This window comes from Catellatospora aurea (assembly GCF_042663325.1).
Classification (GTDB): domain Bacteria; phylum Actinomycetota; class Actinomycetes; order Mycobacteriales; family Micromonosporaceae; genus Catellatospora; species Catellatospora aurea.
This window is the reverse complement of record NZ_JBHTAC010000067.1, coordinates 1-21,165: the sequence shown is the minus strand read 5'-3', so window position 1 is coordinate 21,165 and position 21,165 is coordinate 1. Positions and strand designations below refer to the sequence as shown.

Here is a 21,165-nt window from a genome sequence, read left to right as displayed (position 1 = left end):
CGGCGATCACCCCCGCGGCAGCACGCCGTCAGAACGCACAGAGGTGACGAGCGCCGCCCCCGTCCCGGGGCGGCGCTCGTCGTAGTCATGGGCACCGGCGCGGCCTCGCCGGTGCAGGGGTCAGCGGTCGAAATCCCCGCGCTCGCGCCAGCGGTTCTCCAGGCGGTCGATGATGCCGCCGCGGCCGCCCCGGCCGCCGCCACGGGTGCGGCGGGTCGCGGTGCCACCGACGGAGCGCAGCTCAGCGGTCTGGCTGCGCTTGTGCGCCAGCATCCAGAACGCCGCCGCGCCGAGCATCAGCACGAAACCGACGACGCCCAGCCACAGCTTCTCGCTGTCGGCGACGCCGTAGACCACCAGGCCCAGTCCGGCGAGGATGAGCACGGCGGAGATGATGATCCGCCGGCGGGCGTGGAACTTGGGGTCGCTGTGGCGGACTGCCGAAGCGAACTTCGGGTCTTCGGACAGCGACCGTTCGATCTGCTCGAACAGCCTCTGCTCGTGCTCGGATAGCGGCACGGCTCTCCTCCCCGGTCCGCCAGGTCGGCGTTCCCCTCTCCAGGGTGCGACAGAGCGCCGATTCCCCAGATGAAGATCGCCAAACCGTGAATACGTGTTGCAGCCGGACGACTGCTACCCGTCAGTCTACGAGGGCGGTGGCGGGTCGGAAAGCGGGACGACCATGCCCGGAGCGGGATTTTGCGGCCGCGAGGCCGCCGCACCCGCAGAACGCCGGGTCGTACCGAGAAGACTGGCCGGACGGACGGCCCCACGGCCGAACCGGGCGATGACGGCATCACTGGCCACCTCGGCCTCCCGCCAGCCGTCCTCCTCCTCGCCGAGAGCCAGCTGCCGCACCGCCCCCTCGGCTGCCAGCAGCCCCTCCAGGCGCACGCCCACCAGCCGGATGCGCTGCTGGGCGCGAACCGCCTCGAACAGCTCCCAGGCGATGGCGAGGATGTCGTGCGCCACGTCGGTCGGGCCGGGCAGCGTGCGGGACCGGGAGATGGTCCGGAAGTCGGCGAACCGCACCTTGATCGACACCGTGCGCCCGGCCTGCCCGGCGGCACGGGCCCGCCCGGCCACCTTCTGCGCCAGCGCCAGCAGCGCCTTGCGCAGCGCCTCCGGCTCGCCCAGGTCGGTGTCGAAGGTCACCTCGGCGCCGATCGACTTCTCCTGGTGCTCGGTGTTCACCTGGCGCGGGTCCCGGCCCCAGGCCAGCTCGTGCAGGTGCGCGGCCAGCGACTGCCCCACCGCGGCCCGCAGCAGGCTCGGCGTGGCGTCGGCGACGTCGGCGACGGTGCGCAGGCCGAGCCGGTGCAGCGCCTCCTCGGTGCGCTCACCGACGCCCCACAGCACCGACACCGGCAGCGGGCGCAGGAACTTCAGCGTCTTGTCGGCGGGGATGACGAGCATCCCGTCCGGCTTGGCGCGGGTGGAGCCGAGCTTGGCCAGGAACTTGTTCGGGGCGACCCCGATCGAGCAGGTGAGCTGCTGTTCCTCGGCCACCCGGCGGCGGATCAGCCGGGCGATCTCGGCGGGCGGGCCGAACAGGCGGCGGCTGCCGGACACGTCGAGGAACGCCTCGTCCACCGACAGCTGCTCGACCAGCGGCGTGATGTCGCGGAACAGCGCCATCACCGCCCGCGAGGCCTCGGCGTAGGCGGTCATGTCGGGCGGGATGAAGATCGCCTGCGGGCAGCGGCTGCGGGCCATCGCGGTGGGCATCGCGCTGCGTACGCCATAAGCCCGGGCCTCGTAGCTGGCCGAGGAGACCACCCCGCGCCCGCCGGTGCCGCCGACCACCACCGGCAGCCCGCGCAGCTCGGGACGGCGGCGCACCTCGACGGCCGCGAAGAAGGCGTCCATGTCGATGTGCAGAAACGGGCAGCCCGAATCGTCGCCGTCAGGCCCGAACCCCTTCGGCGCCCCACCCCCGGAAGCACGTCCCACAACCCGTCACGCTACCGCCCGGGTAAGACACCTACCCCCGACCCAGCGGGTCAGGGGCGGTAGAGGAGAAGGGGGATGCGCATTTCGGGTTCGGTGAGGGAGCCGTGCATGGCGATCAGGCGGGCTACCGAGGGCGGGTCGGTGGCGGTGGCCAGGATCGCCCAGTCGTCGCGGCAGACCGCGACCACGTCGCCGAGGCGGGCCGCGTGGCGCTGCGCCATCGGGCCGTACCAGCCGGTGGCGATCGCCTCGTCGCGGGTGCCGAGCCAGGCCGCGTGCCCGGCCCGCTCCCGCCAGGCGGCGAGCACGTCCGCGGTCGCGCCGGGCGCGGTGTGCAGGTAGCGCACGCGCGGCTCGCCGGTCACCACCCGCAGGCCGGCCGACAGCGCCGGATCGGCGTGCACGTCGACGCGACGGTCCGCGGGCACGTCGAGTTGGCCGTGGTCGGCGGTGACCAGCAGTGCGGCGTCCTCGGGCAGGCCGTCGACCAGCCGCGCCAGCAGGGCGTCCACCTCGGCGGCCGCCGCGGCCCACTCGGGCGAGGTGAGGCCGTGCTCGTGGCCCGCCTTGTCCAGGCGCGGGTGGTAGCCGTACACCAGGGCGCGCGCCGGGGCCTCCTTGAGCGCCGTGAGCATGCCGGTGGCGAGTTCGTCTATGTCGACCGCGGGCACGTAACGCGCGCCCGCGCTGGTGGCCGCGGTCAGGCCGCTGGCCGCGAACTCCGGTCGGTTCACCACCGTGGTGTCGATCCCGGCGGCGGCCGCGGCGGCGTACAGCGGCGGCACCGGCACCCACTGCCGCGGCGGCGGATCGTCGGACCAGACGGTGTGGTTGAGCACCCGATCGGTGCCCGGCACGATGGTGTTGAACGCCAGCACGCCGTGCGCGCCGGGCAGCGCCCCGGTGGCGAGGCCGACCAGGCTGGTCGGGGTCGTCGACGGGAAGCCGCAGGTGGTCGACAGCGCGAGGCCGAGTTCGCCGCGCAGGGTCGCGGCGATGACCGGGGCGACCGGAGCCATCGCGGGCAGCTGGTGCTGACCCATGCCGTCGACGAGCAGCACCGCGATGCGGCGTACGCCGTCGAGCCGGTCGGCCAGGCCCAGCCGGTCGGCGACGCCGGGCGCCCCCAGCGCGGCCAGTGCCCCGGGCAGCACGTCGGCGAGCGTGCCCTCGTCGTATCTCGGCGCCACGAACACGGAAGCCTCCCGGCAGGTCAGTCGTCGGACGAGCCGCGGCGGCGGGCCAGCAGGTGCAGCTGGGTGGCCACGTCCCGGTACGGCGGCACGGCGGACGCGGCCAGCTCGAACGCCAGCAGCGACTCCGGGTCGGCGTCGGCGACGACGCCCGGCACCAGGTCGGCGACCACGCGCACCCCGTGCGCCTGCTCGACGTGCAGTCCCGCCTCGGCCAGCAGCGCCTCCGCGCCGAGCAGGTCGAAGCGCCGCCGCACCGTGTCCCGCGCGGCGGCCCGAGCCTGCGTGTCTCCGCTAGTGGCTCGTCCCGAAGGCCCGCCTGGACGGCCGGCCTCCGAGGACTCCCCACCAGCGGTCAGCAGCGCGGTCGCGGCCTGCCACTGCCCGGCAATCGCGCGGGACAACACGGCGGCGGCCCGGTTGGCGACCAGGACGCTGGCCGCGCCGCCGGGCCGCAGGGCGTCGTGCAGCGCCCGCGCGACCGCGTCGGGGTCGTCGACGTACTCGAACACGGCGTGGCACAGCACCAGGTCGGCGGCGGCGGGCGGGACGAGGTCGCCGAGCGAGTCGGCGTCGCCCTGCAGCGCGCGTACCCGATCGGCGACGCCCGCGTCGGTGGCGCGGCGCAGCAGCGACGCGAGCGCGTCGGGGCTGGGGTCGACGACGGTCACGGTGTGCCCGGCCTCGGCCAGCGGCACGGCGAAGCTGCCGTTGCCGCCGCCGACGTCGACGACGCCGAGCGGGCGGCCGTCGTGTCCGGCCAGCTCATCGCGCAGCACCGACCAGATCACGGCGGTACGGGGTCCGGCAATGCGGGCTGTCGTCACAGTTCGCTCCACGTCGCGAGCCTAGCGGCCGCCGGTGGGCGGCCGTCGGGGCACGCCGCCCCGGCGGGCGTCAGCCGTCTCCCCGCAAGCCGCCGCCGAGCGGGCCCCGTTCGATCACGAGTTTCGCGCCGAAGCGCTCCATGAGCTGGGCGGTCTCTTCATCGTCGAGGTCGGCGCGCAACTGCACCGCGCACGCTCCCCCGTCGATGCTCAGCGAGAACTTCAGCGTGGCCGCGCTGGGCAGGAACCTGCGCTCGCCCAGCTCGACGACCACCTGCTCCAGCTCGACCCGCGAGTGCGGGCAGGTCACCAGCCGGTATGGCTTGCCCTTCAGGTACTTCTCCACGCCTTGGACGACCTCGGGCAGCTTGTTGCCCTCGTGCACCCCGAGCACGACGGTGCCCTTCGGATCGGCTCCGGCCCCGACGAACGTCTCCCAGTGCCCGCGGATGTACTCGTCGAGGGTCGCCGGCGCCCCGGCCACCACCACCCGGACCACGCTGCCGCGGGGCACGGTGCTGCCGCCGGGCGGATCGGTGACCGCGACGACGCCCCGCTCCAGCAGCAGCCCGGGCTCGTAGGTGACCAGCGGCACCAGCCCCGCCTTGCCGAACTCCTTGTCGAGCCGCCCGATGGCGCTGTCGATCACCTGCGGCACCCGGGTCGTGACGACGACCGCGTCGGCCGAGGGCTCCGGCACGTCCGCGGGCGGCAGGTTGCGCGCGGCGCACCCGCCGGCCGCGGCGGCGGCCGCGCCGGCGAGCAGGAGCGCGGCGATCCGCGCCGGCAGGCTGCGCTGTCCGCTCATGTTGAGCCTTTCATCGGTGGCCGACCTCAGGAGATGAGGATGGTGGCGTTGAGGTGGGACTCGATGTTGGTGAGCTGCTCCGCGACGACCCCCCGGCACTGGCTGGTGCAGCCGATGATCATTCCGAGGGCGACGGCGTTGCTGGTGCCGGATCTGATGTAGACCGGGCCGCCGGAGTCGCCGGTGCGCACGATGACGTCGCCGCCGCGGCCGCCCTCCATCAGGCCGTAGGTGCAGCCCTCGGCGTCGCAGATGGAGGTGGTCAGGCTGAACACGGTGATACCGCAGGTGGCCCTGGTGGCCATGCCGCTGAGGCAGACCACGTCGCCGATCACCGGATCGCGCTTGGCGGTGATGTTGCGCTGGGTCGGGCAGCACGGGTCGGTGTGGATGACGTTGTCGTAGGTCTCGGCGGACGATCCCACGAAGATCATGTCGTACGTGGGGTAGTCGCTCTCCCGCGAGGCGGTGCCCCAGTACTGGGTCGACGAGTAGATCTTGTTGCCGTTGGCGAAGCAGTGCCCGGCGCTGATGCCTCCGGTGTACACCGCGGTGTCCCCGGTGACCGACCTGCGCCTGGCGACGAACGCGGTGGTGCAGGTGTTCGTCGGGCCGGAGTTGACCCGCACGCCCGCGCCGCCGAAGTGCGCCTCGCCGTCGTTGAGCCGGCCGGTGCGGGTCGCGGATTCGAGGGTGACCTCGGCGACCTCGCCCAGCGCGTCCCGCAGCGCCTGCGCGGCGGCGGGGAAGCGCGGGTCGAAGCTGACCTGGTAGCGGGAGTCCTCGGCGCGCAGCCGGTAGCTGAACGTCGCCTGGGCCGCGTCGGGGTGCCAGGCGCGGGCGGCGAGCAGTTCGTCGGCGGCGGCCAGGCGCTCGGCCGGGAAGCAGCCGACCTTGACGGCCGACTTGACCTCGGGCGCGCCGTCCGCGGCCAGGGACGCCGCGGCGAGGCCGCTGCCGAGCGCGTCGGCCCGAGTGCGCTGCTCCGGGGTCACCACGACGGTCACCGTCCGCGTGTTGTGGTCGATCGCGGTGCCGATGTAGCCGCGCCGCACCTGGTCGGCGATGCGTTCCTTGCCGTCGCCGAGGCCGAGGGCGGCCCGCGCGGCCTGCTGGACGGCCTGGTTGGCCCGGCGGCCCGATTCGCTGTCGAGCCACTGCCCATAGGCTGGCGCCCGGTCCGCGGTCAGCCCCGCGCCGAGCCCGGCGGCGGGGGCGGCCACCCGGCAGTCCAGGGTGAGCACCGGAGCCGCCTGAGCGGGCAGGGAGGCGACCACTGTGGCCAGCAAAAGGCCGCAACTCGCCACGATCGACGACGATTTCCGCATCTGCTGTCCGTTCGTCCCAGGGGTGATGGGTCGTGCGAACGGTATCGACAGATTCCTGTCCACACAAGACGTACGGTCGTCCTTTATGGACCCGTAGTAGTCAGCACACTACTAACGGAAGTCCCGAGAGGCGGCCGGGGTCGCCACGGTCAGCTCCGCGAGCTGGTCCGCGACCAGGTTGCGCACCCCCGACGCGGACTCCAGCCGGCCCCGGACCAGCAGCGCGGTGCTGCCCCGAGCCACCTTGCGGTAGCGCAGCCACAGGCCGGGCGAGCAGACCACGTTGAGCATCCCGGTCTCGTCCTCCAGGTTGAGGAAGGTCACCCCGCCCGCGGTCGCCGGCCGCTGCCGGTGCGTGACCAGGCCGCCGACCAGCACCCGGGACCCGTGCTCGACCCCGGTGAGCCGGGCGATCGGCAGCGCCCCCCGCGCGGCCAGCCGCTCGCGCACCAGCCGGATCGGGTGGTCGTCCGGGGACAGCCCGGTCGCCCACACGTCCGCCACCAGCTTGTCCACCGCGTCCATGCCGGGCAGGGTCGGCGCGTGCACGCCGACGACCGTGCCGGGCAGCCGGTCGGGGGTGTCGGTGGCGGCCGCGCCCGCCGCCCACAGCGCCGCCCGCCGGTCCAGGCCGAAACAGGCGAAGGCGTCCGCGGTGGCCAGCGCCTCCAGCTGGGCCGCGGGCAGGCCGGCCCGCCGGGCCAGATCGGTCATGTCGGCGTACGCCCCGCGGCTCACACGCTCCTCGACGATCCGTTTCGCCACGTCCTCCCCGAGCGTGCGCACGCTGTCCAGGCCCAGCCGGACGGCCGGGCCGCCCAGTCCCCACTGTGACGGCTGCTCCCCCGGCACGCTGCCCGACCGGTCCCCCGGCGCCCACTCCAGGTTGGCCTTGACCAGGCTCGCGTTGACGTCCGGCCGGCGCACCTGCACGCCGTGCCGCCGGGCGTCGTCGACCAGCGACTGCGGCGAGTAGAAGCCCATCGGCTGCGCCCCGAGCAGGGCCGCGCAGAACGCCGCCGGGTGGTAACGCTTCAGCCAGGCGCTGGCGTACACCAGGTAGGCGAAGCTGATCGCGTGGCTCTCCGGGAAGCCGTAGTTGGCGAACGCGGCGAGCTTGGCGAAGATGTCGTCGGACAGCGCCGGGCCGATGCCGTTGCGGGCCATGCCCTCGTACAGCCGCTCGCGCAGCCGCTCCATCTTCTCCATGGACCGCTTGGAGCCCATCGCCCGGCGCAGCTGGTCGGCCTCCACCGGGGTGAAGTCGGCGACGTCGATGGCCAGCTGCATCATCTGCTCCTGGAACAGCGGCACGCCCAGGGTCCGGGCCAGCGAGTTGTGCATGCGCGGGTGCGGGATGTCCACCGGCTCCAGCCCGTTCTTGCGCCGGATGAACGGGTGCACCGAACCGCCCTGGATCGGGCCGGGCCGGATCAGTGCCACCTCCACCACCAGGTCGTAGAAGCGCTCCGGGCGCAGCCGGGGCAGCGTCGACATCTGCGCCCGGCTCTCCACCTGGAACACCCCGACGGTGTCGGCACGGCAGAGCATCTCGTACACCTCGGGGTCGTCCGGTTTCAGGTCGCCGAGGTCCAGCTCCTGGCCCAGGAAGTCGAACGCGTAGTGCAGCGCCGACAGCATGCCCAGCCCGAGCAGGTCGAACTTGACCAGGTCCACCGCCGCGCAGTCGTCCTTGTCCCACTGCAGCACGGTGCGGCCCGGCATACGCGCCCACTCGACCGGGCACACCTCGATCACCGGGCGGTCGCAGATCACCATGCCGCCGGAGTGGATGCCCAGGTGGCGCGGGGCGTGCAGCAGCTCGTTGGCGTACTCCAGCACGTGCTCCGGGATGCCGTCGACGTCCTTGGCCGACACCCCGTGCCAGCGGTCGATCTGCTTGCTCCAGGCGTCCTGCTGCCCCGCCGAGAAGCCGAACGCGCGGGCCACGTCCCGCACCGCCGAGCGCGGCCGGTACGAGATCACGTTGGCCACCTGCGCGGTGTGCTCCCGGTCGTAGCGCCGGTAGACGTACTGGATGACCTCCTCGCGCCGGTCGGACTCGATGTCGACGTCGATGTCGGGCGGCCCGTCGCGCTCCGGGGCCAGGAAACGCTCGAACAGCAGCCCGCCCTCCCCGCCGACCGGGTCCACGTTGGTGATCCGCAGCGCGTAGCAGACCGCCGAGTTCGCCGCCGACCCCCGCCCCTGGCAGTAGATCTTGTTTTTGCGGCAGAACTCCACGATGTCCCACACCACCAGGAAGTAGCCCGGGAACTCCAGTTGCTCGATCATCTTCAGCTCGTGCTCGATGCGCTCGTACGCCTCCGGGTACGCCTGCGGCGGCCCATATCGCTGCGCCGCTCCCTCGTAGGTGCGCGCCCGCAGGAACGCCACCTCGTCCACGCGCGTGCCGTCCGGCTCGGTGAACGGCGGCAGCTTCGGCGCGACCAGGCGCAGGTCGAACGCCAGCTCCCGGCCCAGCTCCGCGGCGTACGCCACCGCGCGGTCCGCGCCCGGGTACGGCATCGCCGCGAACCGGGCCACCATCTCCGCGCCCGAGCGCAGGTGCGCGGTCGCCGCCGCGGGCAGGTAGCCGTCGAGGGAGTCCAGGCTGGTGCGGGCGCGCACCGCCGCGGTCACCGTGGCCAGCCGCCGCCGCGCCGGGGCGTGGTAGTGCACGTTGTTCGTGGCGAGCACCGGCAGCCCCGCCCGCTGCGCCAGGTACGCCAGCACCTCGTTGCGGTCGGCGTCCGACGGGTCCGCGTGGTCGGTCAGCTCCACCACCACGTTCTCCGCCCCGAACAGGGCGGTCAGCCGGTCCAGCTCCCGCGTGGCCGCGTCGACCCCGTCGGTGAGCAGCGCGTGCGGCACCGCGCCCTTGCGGCACCCGGTCAGGATCACCGCCTGCCCCGCCAGGGTCTCGGCGATCTTCTCCAGGTCGTAGGCCGGGCGGCCCTTCTCGCCGCCTTTCAGGTGCGCCTCGGACAGGGTGCGGGCCAGGTTCGCGTACCCCTGCGGCCCCCGGGCCAGCGCCAGCAGATGCGTGCCCGCCGGGTCAGGCGCTCCCCCGCCGCGCGGCAACCCGGCCAGGCTCAGCTCCGCCCCGAACACGGTCGGCAGCCCGTGCTCCCGCGCCGCCTCCGCGAACCGCACCACCCCGTAGAACCCGTCGTGATCGGTGATCGCCAGCGCCTCCAGCCCCAGCCGCACCGCCTCGGCGACCAGCTCCTCCGGATCACTGGCCCCGTCCAGAAAACTGAAGTTCGTATGACAGTGCAGCTCCGCGTACGGCACCGCGGTCCGCGGCCGCTCGACCGGCTCGGCCCGATACGGCTCCCTCTTCCGCGAGAACCCCGGCCCGTCCCCCCCATCGGCGACCAGCGGATCGACCACCCGGCCGCCCCGCATCCGCCGCTCCAGCTCCCCCCACGGCAACTGGTTCTGACTATCGAACCCCACTCGAACAACTGTACTAACCCCCAGCTCACCCCCACCCCGGGGGCCGCCCTCCCGGGTTGATCATGAACTTATGGGCAGGTTCGTCGGCGTGTCGTTGACACAACCTCATGATCGATCGAGACGAGCGCCCGCCACCCGAAGGTGATCATGAACTTGTGGCCGCGAAACGCCGTCGAGCCGTGCCATAAGTTCATGATCAACCCGGGAGGGCGGTGGGTGGGCAGGGTCAGTCGAAGTGGAGGGTTATGGACCATTGGCCGGCGTTGAGGGTGAGCAGGAGGGCTCGGCCGGTGGCGAGGAGGATCTGGAGGCGGGCGGAGCGGTGGGTGCGGCGGCCGTCCCACCACTGCTCCTCGACCGGCCACGGACCCGCCCAGCCGGTGACCTCGATCTTCCGGCCGTCCCAGATCAGGCGGGCGGGCGGGGCGCTGAGTTCGAGCCGGGCGCTGACCCGCAGCACCTCGCCGGCGGCGTCGAGCAGCTGCACCGGCAGCGGTTCGGGCAGCACCACGGCCGGCGACGGCGGGGGCAGGCGGCCGGGCCAGGGACCCGCCGGGCGGGCAGGCGTCCGCTCGTCGCCCCAGGGCACCAGGGTCGCCTGCGCGCCGGGGTCGCGCCCGCCGCCGAGCACCGCGGTCACCACCGCCTCCGGGCCGAGGATGCCCTGCACCCGGTGCATCGCCCGGTGGGCGCGGTCGCGTTCCTGGCCGACGTCGCCCCACAGCCCGGCCTGCAGTCCGGCCTGCTGGACGAGGCCGTCGGGAATGAGCCGCAGCGCGATGACCCCCGCGGTCATCCGGCGCTGGGTGATCCACCCCTCCAGCTGCCAGCGGGTGCGGTCGGCGATGGCCTGTGCGGTGAGCACGCCGTCGTGGCGCCATACCCGGTGCAGTTCGCGGCCGTCGGCGGTGACCGCGCTGATGGCCAGCCGGGTGGCGGCCATGCCGTACCCGGCGAGCCGCTCGTGCAGGCGCTCGGCCAGCGCCCGTGCGGCGAAGGCGGCGCTGTCGACGCGGTCCACCGGCTCGTCGTAGCGCTCCTCGACCTCCAGCTCGGGCGGGGCCTGGCGGACCGCGAGCGGCCGGTCGTCGCGGCCCGCGGCCAGGCGCTGCGCGAGCGCGGCGTCGAGCCCGAACCGGGCCAGCACGTCACTGGGCGGCAGGTCGGCGAAGGCCCCGAGGGTATGCACCCCGAGTCGCCGCAGCAGGCTGGTCAGCGCGGGTCGGTCCAGGGTGGTGACCGGCATCGCGGCCAGGAAGGCGGCGGTCTGCCCGGGGTCGATGATCCGCCCGGCCCGGGCCGCCAGCAGCGCGGCGAACGTGCCGTCGGCGACGCCGATCTGCGCCTCCACCCCGCACTGCTGGGCGACCTGCTCGACGATGCGCTCGGCGGCGGCCTCCTCGCCGCCGAAGTAGCGGGCCGGGCCGCGGGCCGCGAACGCGCACACGCCCGCACGCAGCACCGCCACCGAGGCGGCGATCTCCTCGACGGCCGCGACCACGGGTTCGAAGGCCCGCACGTCGCGGACCGGGTCGTAATCGATCACGATCACCTGCGGGCACCGGCTCTGCGCCTCACGTTTGCGCAGGCCGCGACGCACCCCCTCGGCGCGGGCGGCGGCCGAGGAGGCGACGACGCGGTTGGCGTGCAGCACCGCGACCGGCTGGTGCGCGGGCACGCCGTCGAGCAGGTCGGCGGCGATGACCGGCCAGTCCGGACACCAGACGAGCATCGTGCGCTGGGCGGCGTCGCCCATCAGCGCACCGCCGGCGGTCGTGCCCGACCGCTGCCCACCGGCTGCGACGTCGCCTCACCCGCGGCACCGGCCGGCACCGCCCCAGGAGGTCGCGGCGCCGCGGTCATCCCTGCACCACGCGCAGGTGGCCCCGGCTCTGCCCCGCGGCCTGGGGCTGCGGACGCGGCGGCGACACGATCACGGGCTCGGGAACCGCCGGGCCGGACGGGGCGGGCAGCCACATGGTGACCTGGCGCGGGCGGCCCGCGGCACCCCGGCCACGGGCGGAGACGGTCAGCTCGCGGGCACGCAGCCGGCCGTGTCCCCGGCCCAACCCGAGCCACATGCCCTGGACCGGGGAGAGCACCACGTCGGCGCCTTCCCAGCCGCCGCCGAACGGCACCAGCACGCTGCCGCGCTGGCGGGCGCGGGCGGCGAGCTGCTGGCGTACGGACGCGGCGACCGGCCCGTTCGGGGCGGCCACCACCACGTCGAACCCGTCGAGCAGCGCGCCGACGACGGTGGTCCACTGCGGGCCGGGGTGTGGCACGAGGGCGAGCCGGTCCAGGGCGATGCCCAGCTCCGCGGCGGCGGCCATGCCCAGGGTCGGCAGCCCGACCACGGCGCACCAGGAACCGGCGGACGACGCGGCGGACAGCAGCGCCAGCAGCAGCGAGGTGGTGCCGCCGCAGCCGGGCGCGTCGGTCGAGGCGACCGCGATCGTGCTCCCCCGGCGCAGCCCCCGGCCGGGCAGCAGCTCGCGCAGCTCGGGCAGCACCGGCAGCAGACGGTCCGTGCCCAGGCCGGCCTGCTCGTCGGTGAGGTCGCTGGCGCGCCGCACCGAAGCGTGCTGCAACTCCATTGACCGGGCCATGCTCAGCCCCGTCATGGCGGTCATCCCCCCGTCGTACGTGGTCATCCGTCGTCGTGATCCCCGGTGGCCCGTCCCCGGCGGCCGCGGGCGGGCGGCGTCGGGAACGGGCTGTCCGGGTGCGCCCGGCGGGCGCGGTGGGCCCCCGCGAGCCCGGAAACTCAGGGCCCGCCCCCGCGAGCCCCGGAACTCACCGTGCGAGGGCGGGCTGGATCGCGAGATCCAGCGCTTCCTGCACCTCGTCGGTGAAATGAACGGCCTGCAGCAGCAGGGTGTCCGCCTCCTCGGCGGTGACCCGGGCTATGCCGGCTTCGGCGGCGGACCGCTTGGCCGCGCCGGACGAGAACAGGGACGACCAGGCGCTCATCTCGGGGGCGACCATGGCCAGCAGCACCCACACGCTGGTGATCTGGCGACGGCGGGCGGGCGCGGGCAGCGCGCGGGCAGCGATCACGGCGGCCGCGGCGCGCAGGGCGGCCAGGTGCGCGATGGCGTAGCGCTGTGCGTGGCTCTCGGTCTCCCGGGCCTCGGCGAGCCCGCAGCGGGCGAGGACGATCAGCTCGATCGGAGTGCGGTGCGGCAGCAGATGGGCCGGCACCTTCGTGGCGTTCATGTCGGCGGCTCCCTCCATCGTCGGCCTATACCCGGCCGAGCCCCAGGGCTGTCATTCGGACCCGGGTCGTTCCGGGCCGGGCGACTGCCCGCTTTCCGAGCCACGGAGGAAGAACGTGGTGTAGCGCTTGCCGGCCGGGCGTGGAGCTTCCCCACGCCACGCCCGGACCGGCTCGCCGGTCGGGCGGCCACCCGCTGCCCGGGGGTCGTTGGGCAGCGAGTGGCACCCGCCTGGTCGGCCGCCGGAGCCGCGAATCTCCGGTGACCTGGGTCGGTGCCGCGAACACCGGCCCGGAGTTCGCGGTAGCGAACCGCTCCCCCCGAGACATGATCGAACACTTGTCCGAACAACGAGTAGAACGTTAGTTCGAAAAAATCGTGTTGTAAACCCTGGCCCGCGCCGTGTCGCCACCCGGACCGTTTACGTAAGGACCAGATGCGGCTACGCACATGACAACAGGTAGCCTCGTACGGTGCCGTTCCGTCCTCGCCCCGCCCTGGGCATCACCATGGTCACGCTGGCCAGCCTGCTGTTCGCCGTCAACGGCACGGTCTCCAAGCTGATCCTGCGCGCCGGGGTAAGCGCACCCGACCTCACCACATTGCGGGCGCTGGGCGCGTGCGCCGGGCTGATCGCGCTGGGCGCGGTCCTGCGCCCCGGACTGCGCCGGTTCGCCGTCACCGCCCGGCAGCTGCCGCTGCTCATCGCGTACGGCATCACCGGTTTCCTCGCCGTGCCGATGCTCTACTTCGTGGCGATCTCCCGCATGCCGGTCGGCGTCGCGCTGCTGTTCGAATACACCGCTCCGCTGTTCGTCGCGCTGTGGGCCCGCTTCGGCCAGCGCCGCCCGGTGCGCCCCCGGCTGTGGGCCGGCCTGGCCCTGTGCCTGCTCGGCCTGGCCTGCGTCGCCGAGATCTGGGGCGACCTGAGCCTCGACGGCGTCGGCGTGCTCGCCGGACTCGGCGCGGCGGTGCTGCTCGCCGCGTACTTCGTCCTCGGCGCGAAGGGCGTGGCCAGCCGCGACACCGTCTCGCTGACCGGCTGGGCGTTCGGCGTGTCGGCCGTGGCGGGCCTGCTCTTGCGGGCGCTGTCCGGCGCCGCCCCCGACTGGAGCGCGCTGGGCGGGCACACCGCCGGCGGCACACCGCTCTGGCTGCTCTGCGCCTACCTGCTGATCCTCGGCACCATCGTGCCGTACCTGCTGATCGCCGGCTCGCTGCGGCACCTGCCCGCGACCAGCGTCGGCATCCTCGGCATGATCGAGCCGGTGCTCGCCGCCGCGGTGGCCTGGATCACGCTGGGCGAGCGGCTCAACCCGGCACAGCTCGCCGGCGGCACGCTGCTGCTGATCGGCGTGGCGCTGGCCGAGACCGCCCGGGTGCCCGTGGCGGCGCTCATCGAGCCGGTGCCGCTGGGGCAGAATGAGGCGGGCACACCCGCCCGTGTGCCCGCCGTCAGCTGACGTGCCCCACGCCGAGACTTGGATCGAGTGATGTCGTCGCACCCGAACGTGATCGCAGTCCAGCACGCGCTCGACGCCGCCGACGCCCGTGACCACACCGGCGCCGGCTGCCGGGTGGTCATCCTGGACGACGGCGTGCACACCGCCGCAGCGGCCGCCGCCGCCCTGGGCGTCGAGGCCGCGCAGATCGCCAACTCGCTGATCTTCGAGGTCGACGGCGAGCCGCTGCTGGTGCTGACCTCGGGCGGGCACCGGGTGGACACCGCGAAGGTCGCCGCCGACCTCGGCGTCGCCAAGCTGCGCCGGGCCACGCCGGAGTTCGTCCGCGAGCACACCGGCCAGGCCATCGGCGGCGTCGCCCCGCTCGGCCACCCCAAGCCGGTGCGCACCCTCATCGACACCGCGCTCGCCGCGTACGGCGAGATCTGGGCGGCGGGCGGGGTGCCCCGGGCCGTCTTCCCGATCACCTACCCGGAGCTGCTGAGGGTCACCTCGGCGACACCGGCGGAGGTCGCATGAGGCTGGTCCCCTGGACCTCCGACGACCTCGGCCGGCGCATGAACGACGTGCTGGCCGTGTTCGGCGAGGCCATGTCGTACCACCCGCAGGCGCTGGCCGTACGGCGCGGCTACATCACCACGCACCTGCAGCGCCCGCACTTCCGGGCGATCGCGAGCCTGAGCGACCAGGGCCAGCTGCTCGGCTTCGCCTACGGCTACCACTCCGAACCCGGCCAGTGGTGGCACGACCAGGTCAGCTCCGTGCTCGACCCCGACGCGCGGCAGCGCTGGCTGACCGACTGCTTCGAGGTCGTCGAACTGCACGTGCGCCCCGCGGCGCAGGGCCACGGCCTGGGCGAAGCGCAGCTGCGGGCGCTGCTGGCGATGACCGGCGCGGCGACCACACTGCTGTCCACCCCCGAGGCCGACGAGCAGGCGTCGCGCGCCTGGCGGCTGTACCGCCGCACCGGCTTCCTCGACGTCTCCCGCCACCTGCTCTTCCCCGGCGACCCCCGCCCCTTCGCCGTCCTCGGCCGCCCCCTGCCCATGACCCACTGACCTCAGGTCAGGACCTTGCGGACGACGGTGAGGAGCTGACCGAGGCCGAGCACGGCCAGGGAGAACCACAGGACCAGGACCATCGTCACCACGCCCGCGGCCAGATCGGGCCCGACCTGCGCCGTCGACGCGGCCGCGAGCAGCAGCGACAGCAGGGTCAGCCAGGCCCGGGTGGGCCGGTCGCCGATGGTCGCCGAACCCGCCGCACGCAGCCCGACCGCCCCGGCACGGGCCCGGATGTACTCGTGCAGCCACACCATCGCCGCGCAGGCCAGCAGCAGCGTGCGCTGCGCGCCGAGTGACGCCAGCGCGACCAGCCAGCACACCTCGCTCAGCCGATCGATCATGGTGCGGTAGAACGAGGCCAGCCGGGAGGTCCGGCCCAGCAGCACCGCCAGCGTCTGCCCGACCGTGTCGGCGGCCAGCCCCAGCACCAGCACCACGGCCGCCAGCGCGGGCCACGAGCCGCCCCGGGCCGCGAGGACCGGCACCAGCACCGCGCAGGCCACGGCGACCGTCATCGCGTACGCGGGCCGCGCCCCGAACCGCGCCAGCATCCCGCCGACCGTGAAAGCGGCCCGCAACCACTTGCGCAGCAGCGGACCCGCGTGGCGGGGGTCGTATCCGTCGTGCGAGTTCGACCAGCCGGAGACGTACCCGTCCCAGCTCGTTTCCGTCGTCGGCGCTGCCATGCTCCACTCCCGGTCCGCCCGCTCGCACGGGCCACCCGGATGGGAGCTACACCGCGGCGCCCACCCGTAGCCGCTGCCACACCTCACGGGTGGCCGTCGACCGGTTCAACGTGATGAAGTGCAGGCCGGGTGCGCCCTCGGCCAGCAGCTTCGCGCTCAACTCGGTGGCCACCTCGACGCCGATCGCCCGCACCGCCCCGGGGTCGTCGGCGACGGCGCGCAGCCGCTCGGCCAGGTCCGGCGGGAACGCCGCGCCGGACAGCTGCGCCATGCGCTCGATCTGGCTGACGTTGGTCACCGGCATGATGCCCGGAATGATCGGCACGTCACAGCCGGCTGCGGCGGTGGCGTCGCGCAGCCGGGCCCAGTCCTGCCAGTCGAAGAAGAACTGCGTGATCGCGTAGTCGGCCCCGGCCCGGCACTTGCGGACGAAGTGGTGCACGTCCGAGGCGTAGTCGGCCGAGCGCGGATGCTTCTCCGGAAACGCGGCCACGCCGACGCAGTAGTCGCCGCTCTCCTTCAGCAGCCGCACCAGCTCCTCGGCGTAGTGCAGCCCGCGCGGGTGAGCCACCCACTCCGCCTGCGGGTCGCTGCCCGGCGGGTCGCCCCGCAGCGCCAGCATGTTGCGCACGCCCGCGTCCGAGTAGTGCCCGATGACGTTGCGCAGCTCGCCGACCGAGTGGTTGACCGCGGTCAGGTGCCCCAGCGGCAGCAGCGTCGTCTCGGTCGCGATGCGCTCGGTGAGCTGCACCGTCGTGTCCCGGGTGCTGCCGCCCGCGCCGTACGTGATGGAGACGAAGGACGGCTGCAGCGACTCCAGCTCCCGGATCGACTGCCACAGCAGCCGTTCGCCGTCGGCGGTCTTCGGCGGGAAGAACTCGAACGAGAACGTCGGCTCCCCCGACACCAGCAGCTCACGGACGGTCGGCCGGGGTCCCGGCATGGTGGAAGGAGCACGCAGCGTCACCCTGCCGACTCTATCGGCGCACCGGCCTGAAGAGCGGTTTCGTCCCAGTGCGTGGTGCGCCCGCCCCGCGTGACCGTGCTCACGGGTCCCTCCCGCCCCAGCCGCACCACCCTCGGCCGGCGCGCTCACGGCTGCTCACCGGTGAGGAACCAGTCCGCGAACGAGGCCGAGCCGCGCCCCACCGCCGGGTGACGGCACGCGGCGAGCAGCCCACGCTCGGCATACCGCCGCGGCGGGCAGGGCCACGGCAGCTCGCACACCCGGCACCGGTGCACCGGCGGCCGGAAGCCCGCACCCGGCACGTGATCGTGCAGCAACCGCGCTGCCAGCCGCCACATCAGCGGCTGCACCACCTGCTCCGGCGGCTCCAGCGGCGGGTTCTCCCAGTCGATCGGGGGCAGTTCCATCAGACCCTCCAGGGTGTACGGGCGAACGAGGGCACCGGGGCGGCGCAGGCCATGGGAGATGACGCGCCGCCCCGGCGGCTCACACCGGACTGGGAGTGCCGTCGACCAGCGCGAGCCCGTTCATCACAGCGAAGATTCCGCCCCGTGGGAGGGGCCAGCAGAAGAATGCGCAGGGGCCAGGAGGCGTTAAGTCCTTACATGCCCGCCACCAGGTCGGACGTCGGTTCTTCAAGCCGGATGCGTGTTGTTGCCGCAGCTCATTGGCCGTCAATCGGCCAGTCCGCGAAATGAGCGATCAGTCGCGCAGCGTGTAGGCGCTCAGCGCATGGGTGAGTCCGGCCGCAGCACCGGCAACAGCCGGTGCCGTCACGTAGATGCTGCTTCAACAGGTGGCGGGCATACGCCGCCTGCGCATCGGCGTATATGCCAAATGTTCGAGCATCGAGGGGAGTTCTCATGCCTCATGCCCTCCTTTGTGGACGGTGGCATGAGTCAATCACAACTGTTCCGAACAATCAACGATCGTTCGGAACAGTTGTCAGGCGGAAAACGAGTAGGTCAGTTCGTAGGCGTCAGAGTCGAGGACCATGCGGTTCACCTCGACACAGCGGTCTTCCGCATACGCCAGGCGCGTGATCTCCAGGATTCGCGCCCCGTCGGCGAGCAGACCGAGGGCAGCAGCCTCCTCCGGCAGCGGGCTACGCCCCACGATCCGTTCGGTGAAGTGGGTGGGGGCCAATCCCTGCTCGGCCAGCCGTGCATAAGTGCCGCCCGCACCCGCATCGGTGTGCTCGATACGCGTCCCGCGGGTCAGTTCCGTCGGCAGGTAGGAGGTGGACAGTTGCACCGCCCTACCCTCCACCACGAACCGCCGGGACCTGGTGAGCACGAGCGCTCCTGGCTCTACGCCCAGCGCCTTCGCCACGAAATCGGAAGCCGGCGCATCACCGACGACGATGTCGACTTCCCGCGCCCGCGGGCCTGTGTCATGGTCCTGAATCGCCGAACCCCTGCCCCAGTGGTCCCGGGCCAGCCGTCCCGGCGAGCTACGCACGATGCGCTCGAAACGGCGCACGAAGGTTCCCGCGCCCGGCCGCGCCATCACCAGACCGTCGGCCCGCAGCACATCAAGGGCACGCGTCGCGATGCTCACGGCGACGCCGTACTGCGAGGCGATCTCGCGCAGGGAGGGTAGGCGCGTGCCCTCCGCCAGCTCACCGCTGAGGATGAGTCGGCGCAGCTGATCCGCCACCCGCCGGTACGCCGGCTGCTCGCCCGCCATCGCAGACCACCCTCCGTCGTTCGGAACAGTCGCACTCTACGACACCACGATGGACCGCGATCTCCCTCCGCACGGCCGTTGCAACCGCGGATCGCGGCGGATGATCACTGCGGTATTCCAGTTGTCCGGTCGACCGCACGTGGCCATCCTGATCCGCGATGACCGAACCGGATGACGACGGACACCACTGGTACTACGACCATCCCCGAACCCTGCTGGGAAGCCTGCAACGCGGGCACGGGCGCGGCGTGCTGGTGGCACGCCGCGATCGGCGCGACGCGGGCGTGACCGACGCCGTGTACGCCTGCATCGCGCGCGACCACCGCTGGGACCGCCTGGTCGACGACTGCGGCGACTATCTCGCCCGCCTGGTCCGTGACCTGGACATGGATCTCACGCCGATCACCGATCTCTTCTGGACGGCCGACCGGGACCCCGACCTCGACGACGAGACCTCCTACGACGAAGGCTCCTTCTACGTCACCCTCAAGGTGCTGGAGACGCTCGGCCACGCGGGCGACCTCCGGGCGGTGGCCGAGCTGCGGCGAGCCGTCGCCGAGGCCGGGCACTGGATGGCGGTGCTCGAAGAGATCACCTACCGGTGGCCCCGGCAGACCTGGGACGACCTCGACACCGTGGTGCTCGCCCGGCTGACCCCGCAGGACGAGGAAGACGTGCTGGGGTTTCGGGACCCCTGGACCACCTGGGCACGCCGGCATCCCCGGATCGGGGACCTGACACGGCGCACTGCCGAACGAGCGATCCGCCCGCCGACGCCCGCTCCGCGACCCAACGATGTGCTGGTCGCGGTGCTGACCGACCCGCTGGCGTCGCGCGGCCAGCGATCGGCCGCGGTGCGGGAGCTGGCCCGGTCCGCGCCGGAGCCGCGGCTGCTGGCGCTGGCCGAGGACCTTTTCGGGACGCCGCTGCTGCATCGCGCGGTGTCCCGGCTGGGCCCGGCCGTCGTCGACCACGCCAGGGTATGGGCGCAGGACGGGCGGATGCACCGGTTCGGCGCGGCCCTGCTCGCCGAGCACGGAACCGAGCAGGACATCCCGCGGCTGATCGAGGCCTGGGACAGGTGGTGGGAGTCCGAGGAATGGTGCGGGTTCGACGACCTGGCAAACGGTTTCGCCCGCTTCGGCGCCGTGGCGGCCGATGCCGTGCCGCGGTTGCGGGCGATGTGGCGATGGACTCCGCACTCGTACGAGCGGACGGCCTGCCTGCGGGCGCTGCTGGCCGTCGACCCCCTGGCCGCCGAGGTGCCGCTGGTGCAGGGCCTGCTCGACAGCGAAGGCGAGGTGCGCGAGTTCGCCGTGGCCCACGTCCACCTCGACCATGTCACCAGGACGCTGCTGAACGGCCTCGCCCACGATCCGATCGAGTCACCGGAGGTCCGACAGCTCGCGGCGGCGCGGCTGGCCTCGCGGTGATCGCCGTCTCGGGTCGAAAAGTGGGGCCGGACCGCACTTTTCGACCCGAGACGGCGATCTTGGCCGGGCGGCGGAGCGTGGTGGCCGCAGTGTCGTACGCGGACGGTAGAAACGATCCGGCGCATGGGGGCCTGCGCCGGGGGTCGGCCGTTGTCCGGTAATGCCGTGGGACGAGCCTGGAGGCCGCCGTGTCCCGTCCACCGCTGGGCGGATTGATCGCCGAGACCCGACGACGACGCGGGTACAGCCAGACCAGACTCGCCGCGCTGCTCTGCGCGGCGGCCGGGGTCACCACGGTGACCAGGCACGAGGTGAGCCGCTGGGAGCGCGGCGACCGGCTGCCCGGCGCGCAGTGGCTGGCCTGGCTGGCGCTCGTGCTCGACCTGCCGCCCGCTCGGCTGGCCGCCGCCGCGCGGCCGGTGGGCAGGCCCGCTCCCGCCGACGGCGTCACCCGCCTGCACCAGCTCGCCGAGCATTGGCTGCGCCACACCGTGCACGGCGACACCGCGCCGGACCACACCGCCGACGGATCAGCGCGTATCGCGTCCGGTCGGTTTCTCATCCGGCCAGGCGGCGATGAGGTCGCCGGGTTCGACCGGCAGATCGCCGAGCTGCGGCGGATGGACGATCTCGTCGGCGGGGCCGATCTGGCCCCGATCGCGCACCGGCGCTGGCAGCAGGCCGCCGACCGGCTGCACCGTGCCCGCGGCGCGGACCGGCGACGCCTGCTGCGCCCGGTCACGGAGCTGGCACAGCTCGCCGGGTGGACGGCCGCCGACGCCGGGGACCGCGCGGCGGCGCTGCGGGCCTACCGGGCAGGACTGGTGCTGGCGACGGAGGCGGGCGAAACCGCGCTGGGCGGGCACGTGCTGGGCGCGGCCAGCCATCTGCTCTGCGACGCCGATCCCCGAGCGGCCTGGCGGCTGGCCCGGATCGCCGCGGCGGGCACCAGCCGGGCGGGCAGCCCCGGGCTGCGGGCGCTGCTCGCGCACCGGGCCGCGCTGGCCGCGGCGCGAGCCGGGGACGGGCGGGCCGCGGCCGACGGGCTGCTGGTGGCCCGGCGGCTCGGCGACC

The 21,165-nt window shown here is 73.6% G+C and carries 18 protein-coding genes and 1 pseudogene; 5 read left to right on the top strand and 14 right to left on the bottom strand.

Annotated elements, in window-relative coordinates; translation table 11 throughout:
• Nucleotides 1–120 precede the first annotated feature (120 nt).
• The 10 genes from ACFQO7_RS35855 to ACFQO7_RS35810 all read right to left on the bottom strand — a co-directional run bounded on the left by ACFQO7_RS35855 (nt 121) and on the right by ACFQO7_RS35810 (nt 12,790).
• Entirely contained in the window at nt 121–519 is a 399-nt protein-coding gene (locus ACFQO7_RS35855; RefSeq protein ID WP_361045661.1) for a DUF3040 domain-containing protein, read from the bottom strand.
• 126 nt (nt 520–645) lie between these two features.
• Nucleotides 646–1,953, bottom strand: a complete 1,308-nt coding sequence (locus ACFQO7_RS35850; RefSeq protein ID WP_376810560.1) for a DNA polymerase IV — start codon at nt 1,951–1,953, stop codon at nt 646–648.
• A 50-nt stretch (nt 1,954–2,003) separates the two neighbouring features.
• Nucleotides 2,004–3,149 (bottom strand): alkaline phosphatase family protein, encoded by a 1,146-nt coding sequence (locus ACFQO7_RS35845; protein WP_417281912.1) that lies wholly within the window; start codon nt 3,147–3,149, stop codon nt 2,004–2,006.
• A 17-nt stretch (nt 3,150–3,166) separates the two neighbouring features.
• A complete protein-coding gene (locus ACFQO7_RS35840) occupies nt 3,167–3,985 on the bottom strand; it encodes a methyltransferase domain-containing protein (protein WP_376810559.1) in 819 nt (272 codons plus the stop codon).
• A 58-nt stretch (nt 3,986–4,043) separates the two neighbouring features.
• A complete protein-coding gene (locus tag ACFQO7_RS35835) occupies nt 4,044–4,781 on the bottom strand; it encodes a hypothetical protein (protein ID WP_376810558.1) in 738 nt (245 codons plus the stop codon).
• 26 nt (nt 4,782–4,807) lie between these two features.
• Nucleotides 4,808–6,058 carry a chymotrypsin family serine protease gene (locus tag ACFQO7_RS35830; RefSeq protein WP_376810557.1) on the bottom strand — a complete coding sequence of 417 codons (1,251 nt, stop codon included), beginning with the start codon at nt 6,056–6,058 and terminating at the stop codon, nt 4,808–4,810.
• Between the two features lie 162 nt (nt 6,059–6,220).
• Nucleotides 6,221–9,520 (bottom strand): error-prone DNA polymerase, encoded by a 3,300-nt coding sequence (locus ACFQO7_RS35825; RefSeq protein WP_376810569.1) that lies wholly within the window; start codon nt 9,518–9,520, stop codon nt 6,221–6,223.
• A 277-nt stretch (nt 9,521–9,797) separates the two neighbouring features.
• Nucleotides 9,798–11,327 carry a DNA polymerase Y family protein gene (locus ACFQO7_RS35820; RefSeq protein WP_376810556.1) on the bottom strand — a complete coding sequence of 510 codons (1,530 nt, stop codon included), beginning with the start codon at nt 11,325–11,327 and terminating at the stop codon, nt 9,798–9,800.
• A 103-nt stretch (nt 11,328–11,430) separates the two neighbouring features.
• Nucleotides 11,431–12,204, bottom strand: coding sequence for a hypothetical protein (locus tag ACFQO7_RS35815; RefSeq protein WP_376810555.1), 774 nt, complete (start codon nt 12,202–12,204; stop codon nt 11,431–11,433).
• A gap of 163 nt (nt 12,205–12,367) precedes the next feature.
• On the bottom strand, nt 12,368–12,790 hold the full coding sequence (locus tag ACFQO7_RS35810) for an SAV_6107 family HEPN domain-containing protein (RefSeq protein WP_376810554.1): 423 nt from the start codon (nt 12,788–12,790) through the stop codon (nt 12,368–12,370).
• Nucleotides 12,791–13,262: 472 nt separating this feature from the next.
• Here ACFQO7_RS35810 and ACFQO7_RS35805 point away from each other — a divergent pair, with 472 nt between their 5' ends.
• The 3 genes from ACFQO7_RS35805 to ACFQO7_RS35795 are packed head-to-tail and all read left to right on the top strand — an operon-like array spanning nt 13,263 to nt 15,310.
• Nucleotides 13,263–14,252, top strand: coding sequence for an EamA family transporter (locus ACFQO7_RS35805; protein ID WP_376810553.1), 990 nt, complete (start codon nt 13,263–13,265; stop codon nt 14,250–14,252).
• 30 nt (nt 14,253–14,282) lie between these two features.
• Nucleotides 14,283–14,771, top strand: a complete 489-nt coding sequence (locus ACFQO7_RS35800; protein WP_203687957.1) for a YbaK/EbsC family protein — start codon at nt 14,283–14,285, stop codon at nt 14,769–14,771.
• Entirely contained in the window at nt 14,768–15,310 is a 543-nt protein-coding gene (locus tag ACFQO7_RS35795; RefSeq protein WP_360539793.1) for a GNAT family N-acetyltransferase, read from the top strand. The genes ACFQO7_RS35800 and ACFQO7_RS35795 overlap by 4 nt, the downstream gene beginning before the upstream one ends.
• 2 nt (nt 15,311–15,312) lie before the next feature.
• Here the strand turns inward: ACFQO7_RS35795 and ACFQO7_RS35790 are convergent, their stop codons facing one another.
• From ACFQO7_RS35790 to ACFQO7_RS35775, 4 genes are all read right to left on the bottom strand, one after another.
• Nucleotides 15,313–16,002 (bottom strand): CDP-alcohol phosphatidyltransferase family protein, encoded by a 690-nt coding sequence (locus ACFQO7_RS35790; protein ID WP_376810552.1) that lies wholly within the window; start codon nt 16,000–16,002, stop codon nt 15,313–15,315.
• A gap of 46 nt (nt 16,003–16,048) precedes the next feature.
• Complete coding sequence (gene metF / locus ACFQO7_RS35785) at nt 16,049–16,969, bottom strand: methylenetetrahydrofolate reductase [NAD(P)H] (protein WP_376810551.1); 921 nt, start codon at nt 16,967–16,969, stop codon at nt 16,049–16,051.
• A gap of 125 nt (nt 16,970–17,094) precedes the next feature.
• Nucleotides 17,095–17,376 carry a hypothetical protein gene (locus tag ACFQO7_RS35780; RefSeq protein ID WP_376810550.1) on the bottom strand — a complete coding sequence of 94 codons (282 nt, stop codon included), beginning with the start codon at nt 17,374–17,376 and terminating at the stop codon, nt 17,095–17,097.
• 538 nt (nt 17,377–17,914) lie between these two features.
• Complete coding sequence (locus ACFQO7_RS35775) at nt 17,915–18,658, bottom strand: GntR family transcriptional regulator (RefSeq protein ID WP_376810549.1); 744 nt, start codon at nt 18,656–18,658, stop codon at nt 17,915–17,917.
• Between the two features lie 158 nt (nt 18,659–18,816).
• Between ACFQO7_RS35775 and ACFQO7_RS35770 the strand changes: the two genes are divergently transcribed.
• Nucleotides 18,817–20,091, top strand: a complete 1,275-nt coding sequence (locus tag ACFQO7_RS35770; protein WP_376810548.1) for a hypothetical protein — start codon at nt 18,817–18,819, stop codon at nt 20,089–20,091.
• 188 nt (nt 20,092–20,279) lie between these two features.
• Nucleotides 20,280–21,165, top strand: a pseudogene (locus tag ACFQO7_RS35765) (helix-turn-helix domain-containing protein); the annotation flags it as partial.

Excerpts from the sequence above, each read along its gene's own strand:
- ACFQO7_RS35780 (WP_376810550.1), bottom strand. The coding sequence starts at position 17,376 with ATGGAACTGCCCCCGATCGACTGGGAGAACCCGCCGCTGGAGCCGCCG.
- ACFQO7_RS35770 (WP_376810548.1), top strand. The coding sequence starts at position 18,817 with ATGACCGAACCGGATGACGACGGACACCACTGGTACTACGACCATCCC.
- ACFQO7_RS35790 (WP_376810552.1), bottom strand. The coding sequence starts at position 16,002 with ATGGCAGCGCCGACGACGGAAACGAGCTGGGACGGGTACGTCTCCGGC.
- ACFQO7_RS35820 (WP_376810556.1), bottom strand. The coding sequence starts at position 11,327 with ATGGGCGACGCCGCCCAGCGCACGATGCTCGTCTGGTGTCCGGACTGG.
- ACFQO7_RS35810 (WP_376810554.1), bottom strand. The coding sequence starts at position 12,790 with ATGAACGCCACGAAGGTGCCGGCCCATCTGCTGCCGCACCGCACTCCG.
- ACFQO7_RS35795 (WP_360539793.1), top strand. The coding sequence starts at position 14,768 with ATGAGGCTGGTCCCCTGGACCTCCGACGACCTCGGCCGGCGCATGAAC.
- ACFQO7_RS35800 (WP_203687957.1), top strand. The coding sequence starts at position 14,283 with ATGTCGTCGCACCCGAACGTGATCGCAGTCCAGCACGCGCTCGACGCC.
- ACFQO7_RS35825 (WP_376810569.1), bottom strand. The coding sequence starts at position 9,520 with ATGCGGGGCGGCCGGGTGGTCGATCCGCTGGTCGCCGATGGGGGGGAC.
- ACFQO7_RS35835 (WP_376810558.1), bottom strand. The coding sequence starts at position 4,781 with ATGAGCGGACAGCGCAGCCTGCCGGCGCGGATCGCCGCGCTCCTGCTC.
- ACFQO7_RS35775 (WP_376810549.1), bottom strand. The coding sequence starts at position 18,658 with ATGGCGGGCGAGCAGCCGGCGTACCGGCGGGTGGCGGATCAGCTGCGC.
- ACFQO7_RS35815 (WP_376810555.1), bottom strand. The coding sequence starts at position 12,204 with ATGACCGCCATGACGGGGCTGAGCATGGCCCGGTCAATGGAGTTGCAG.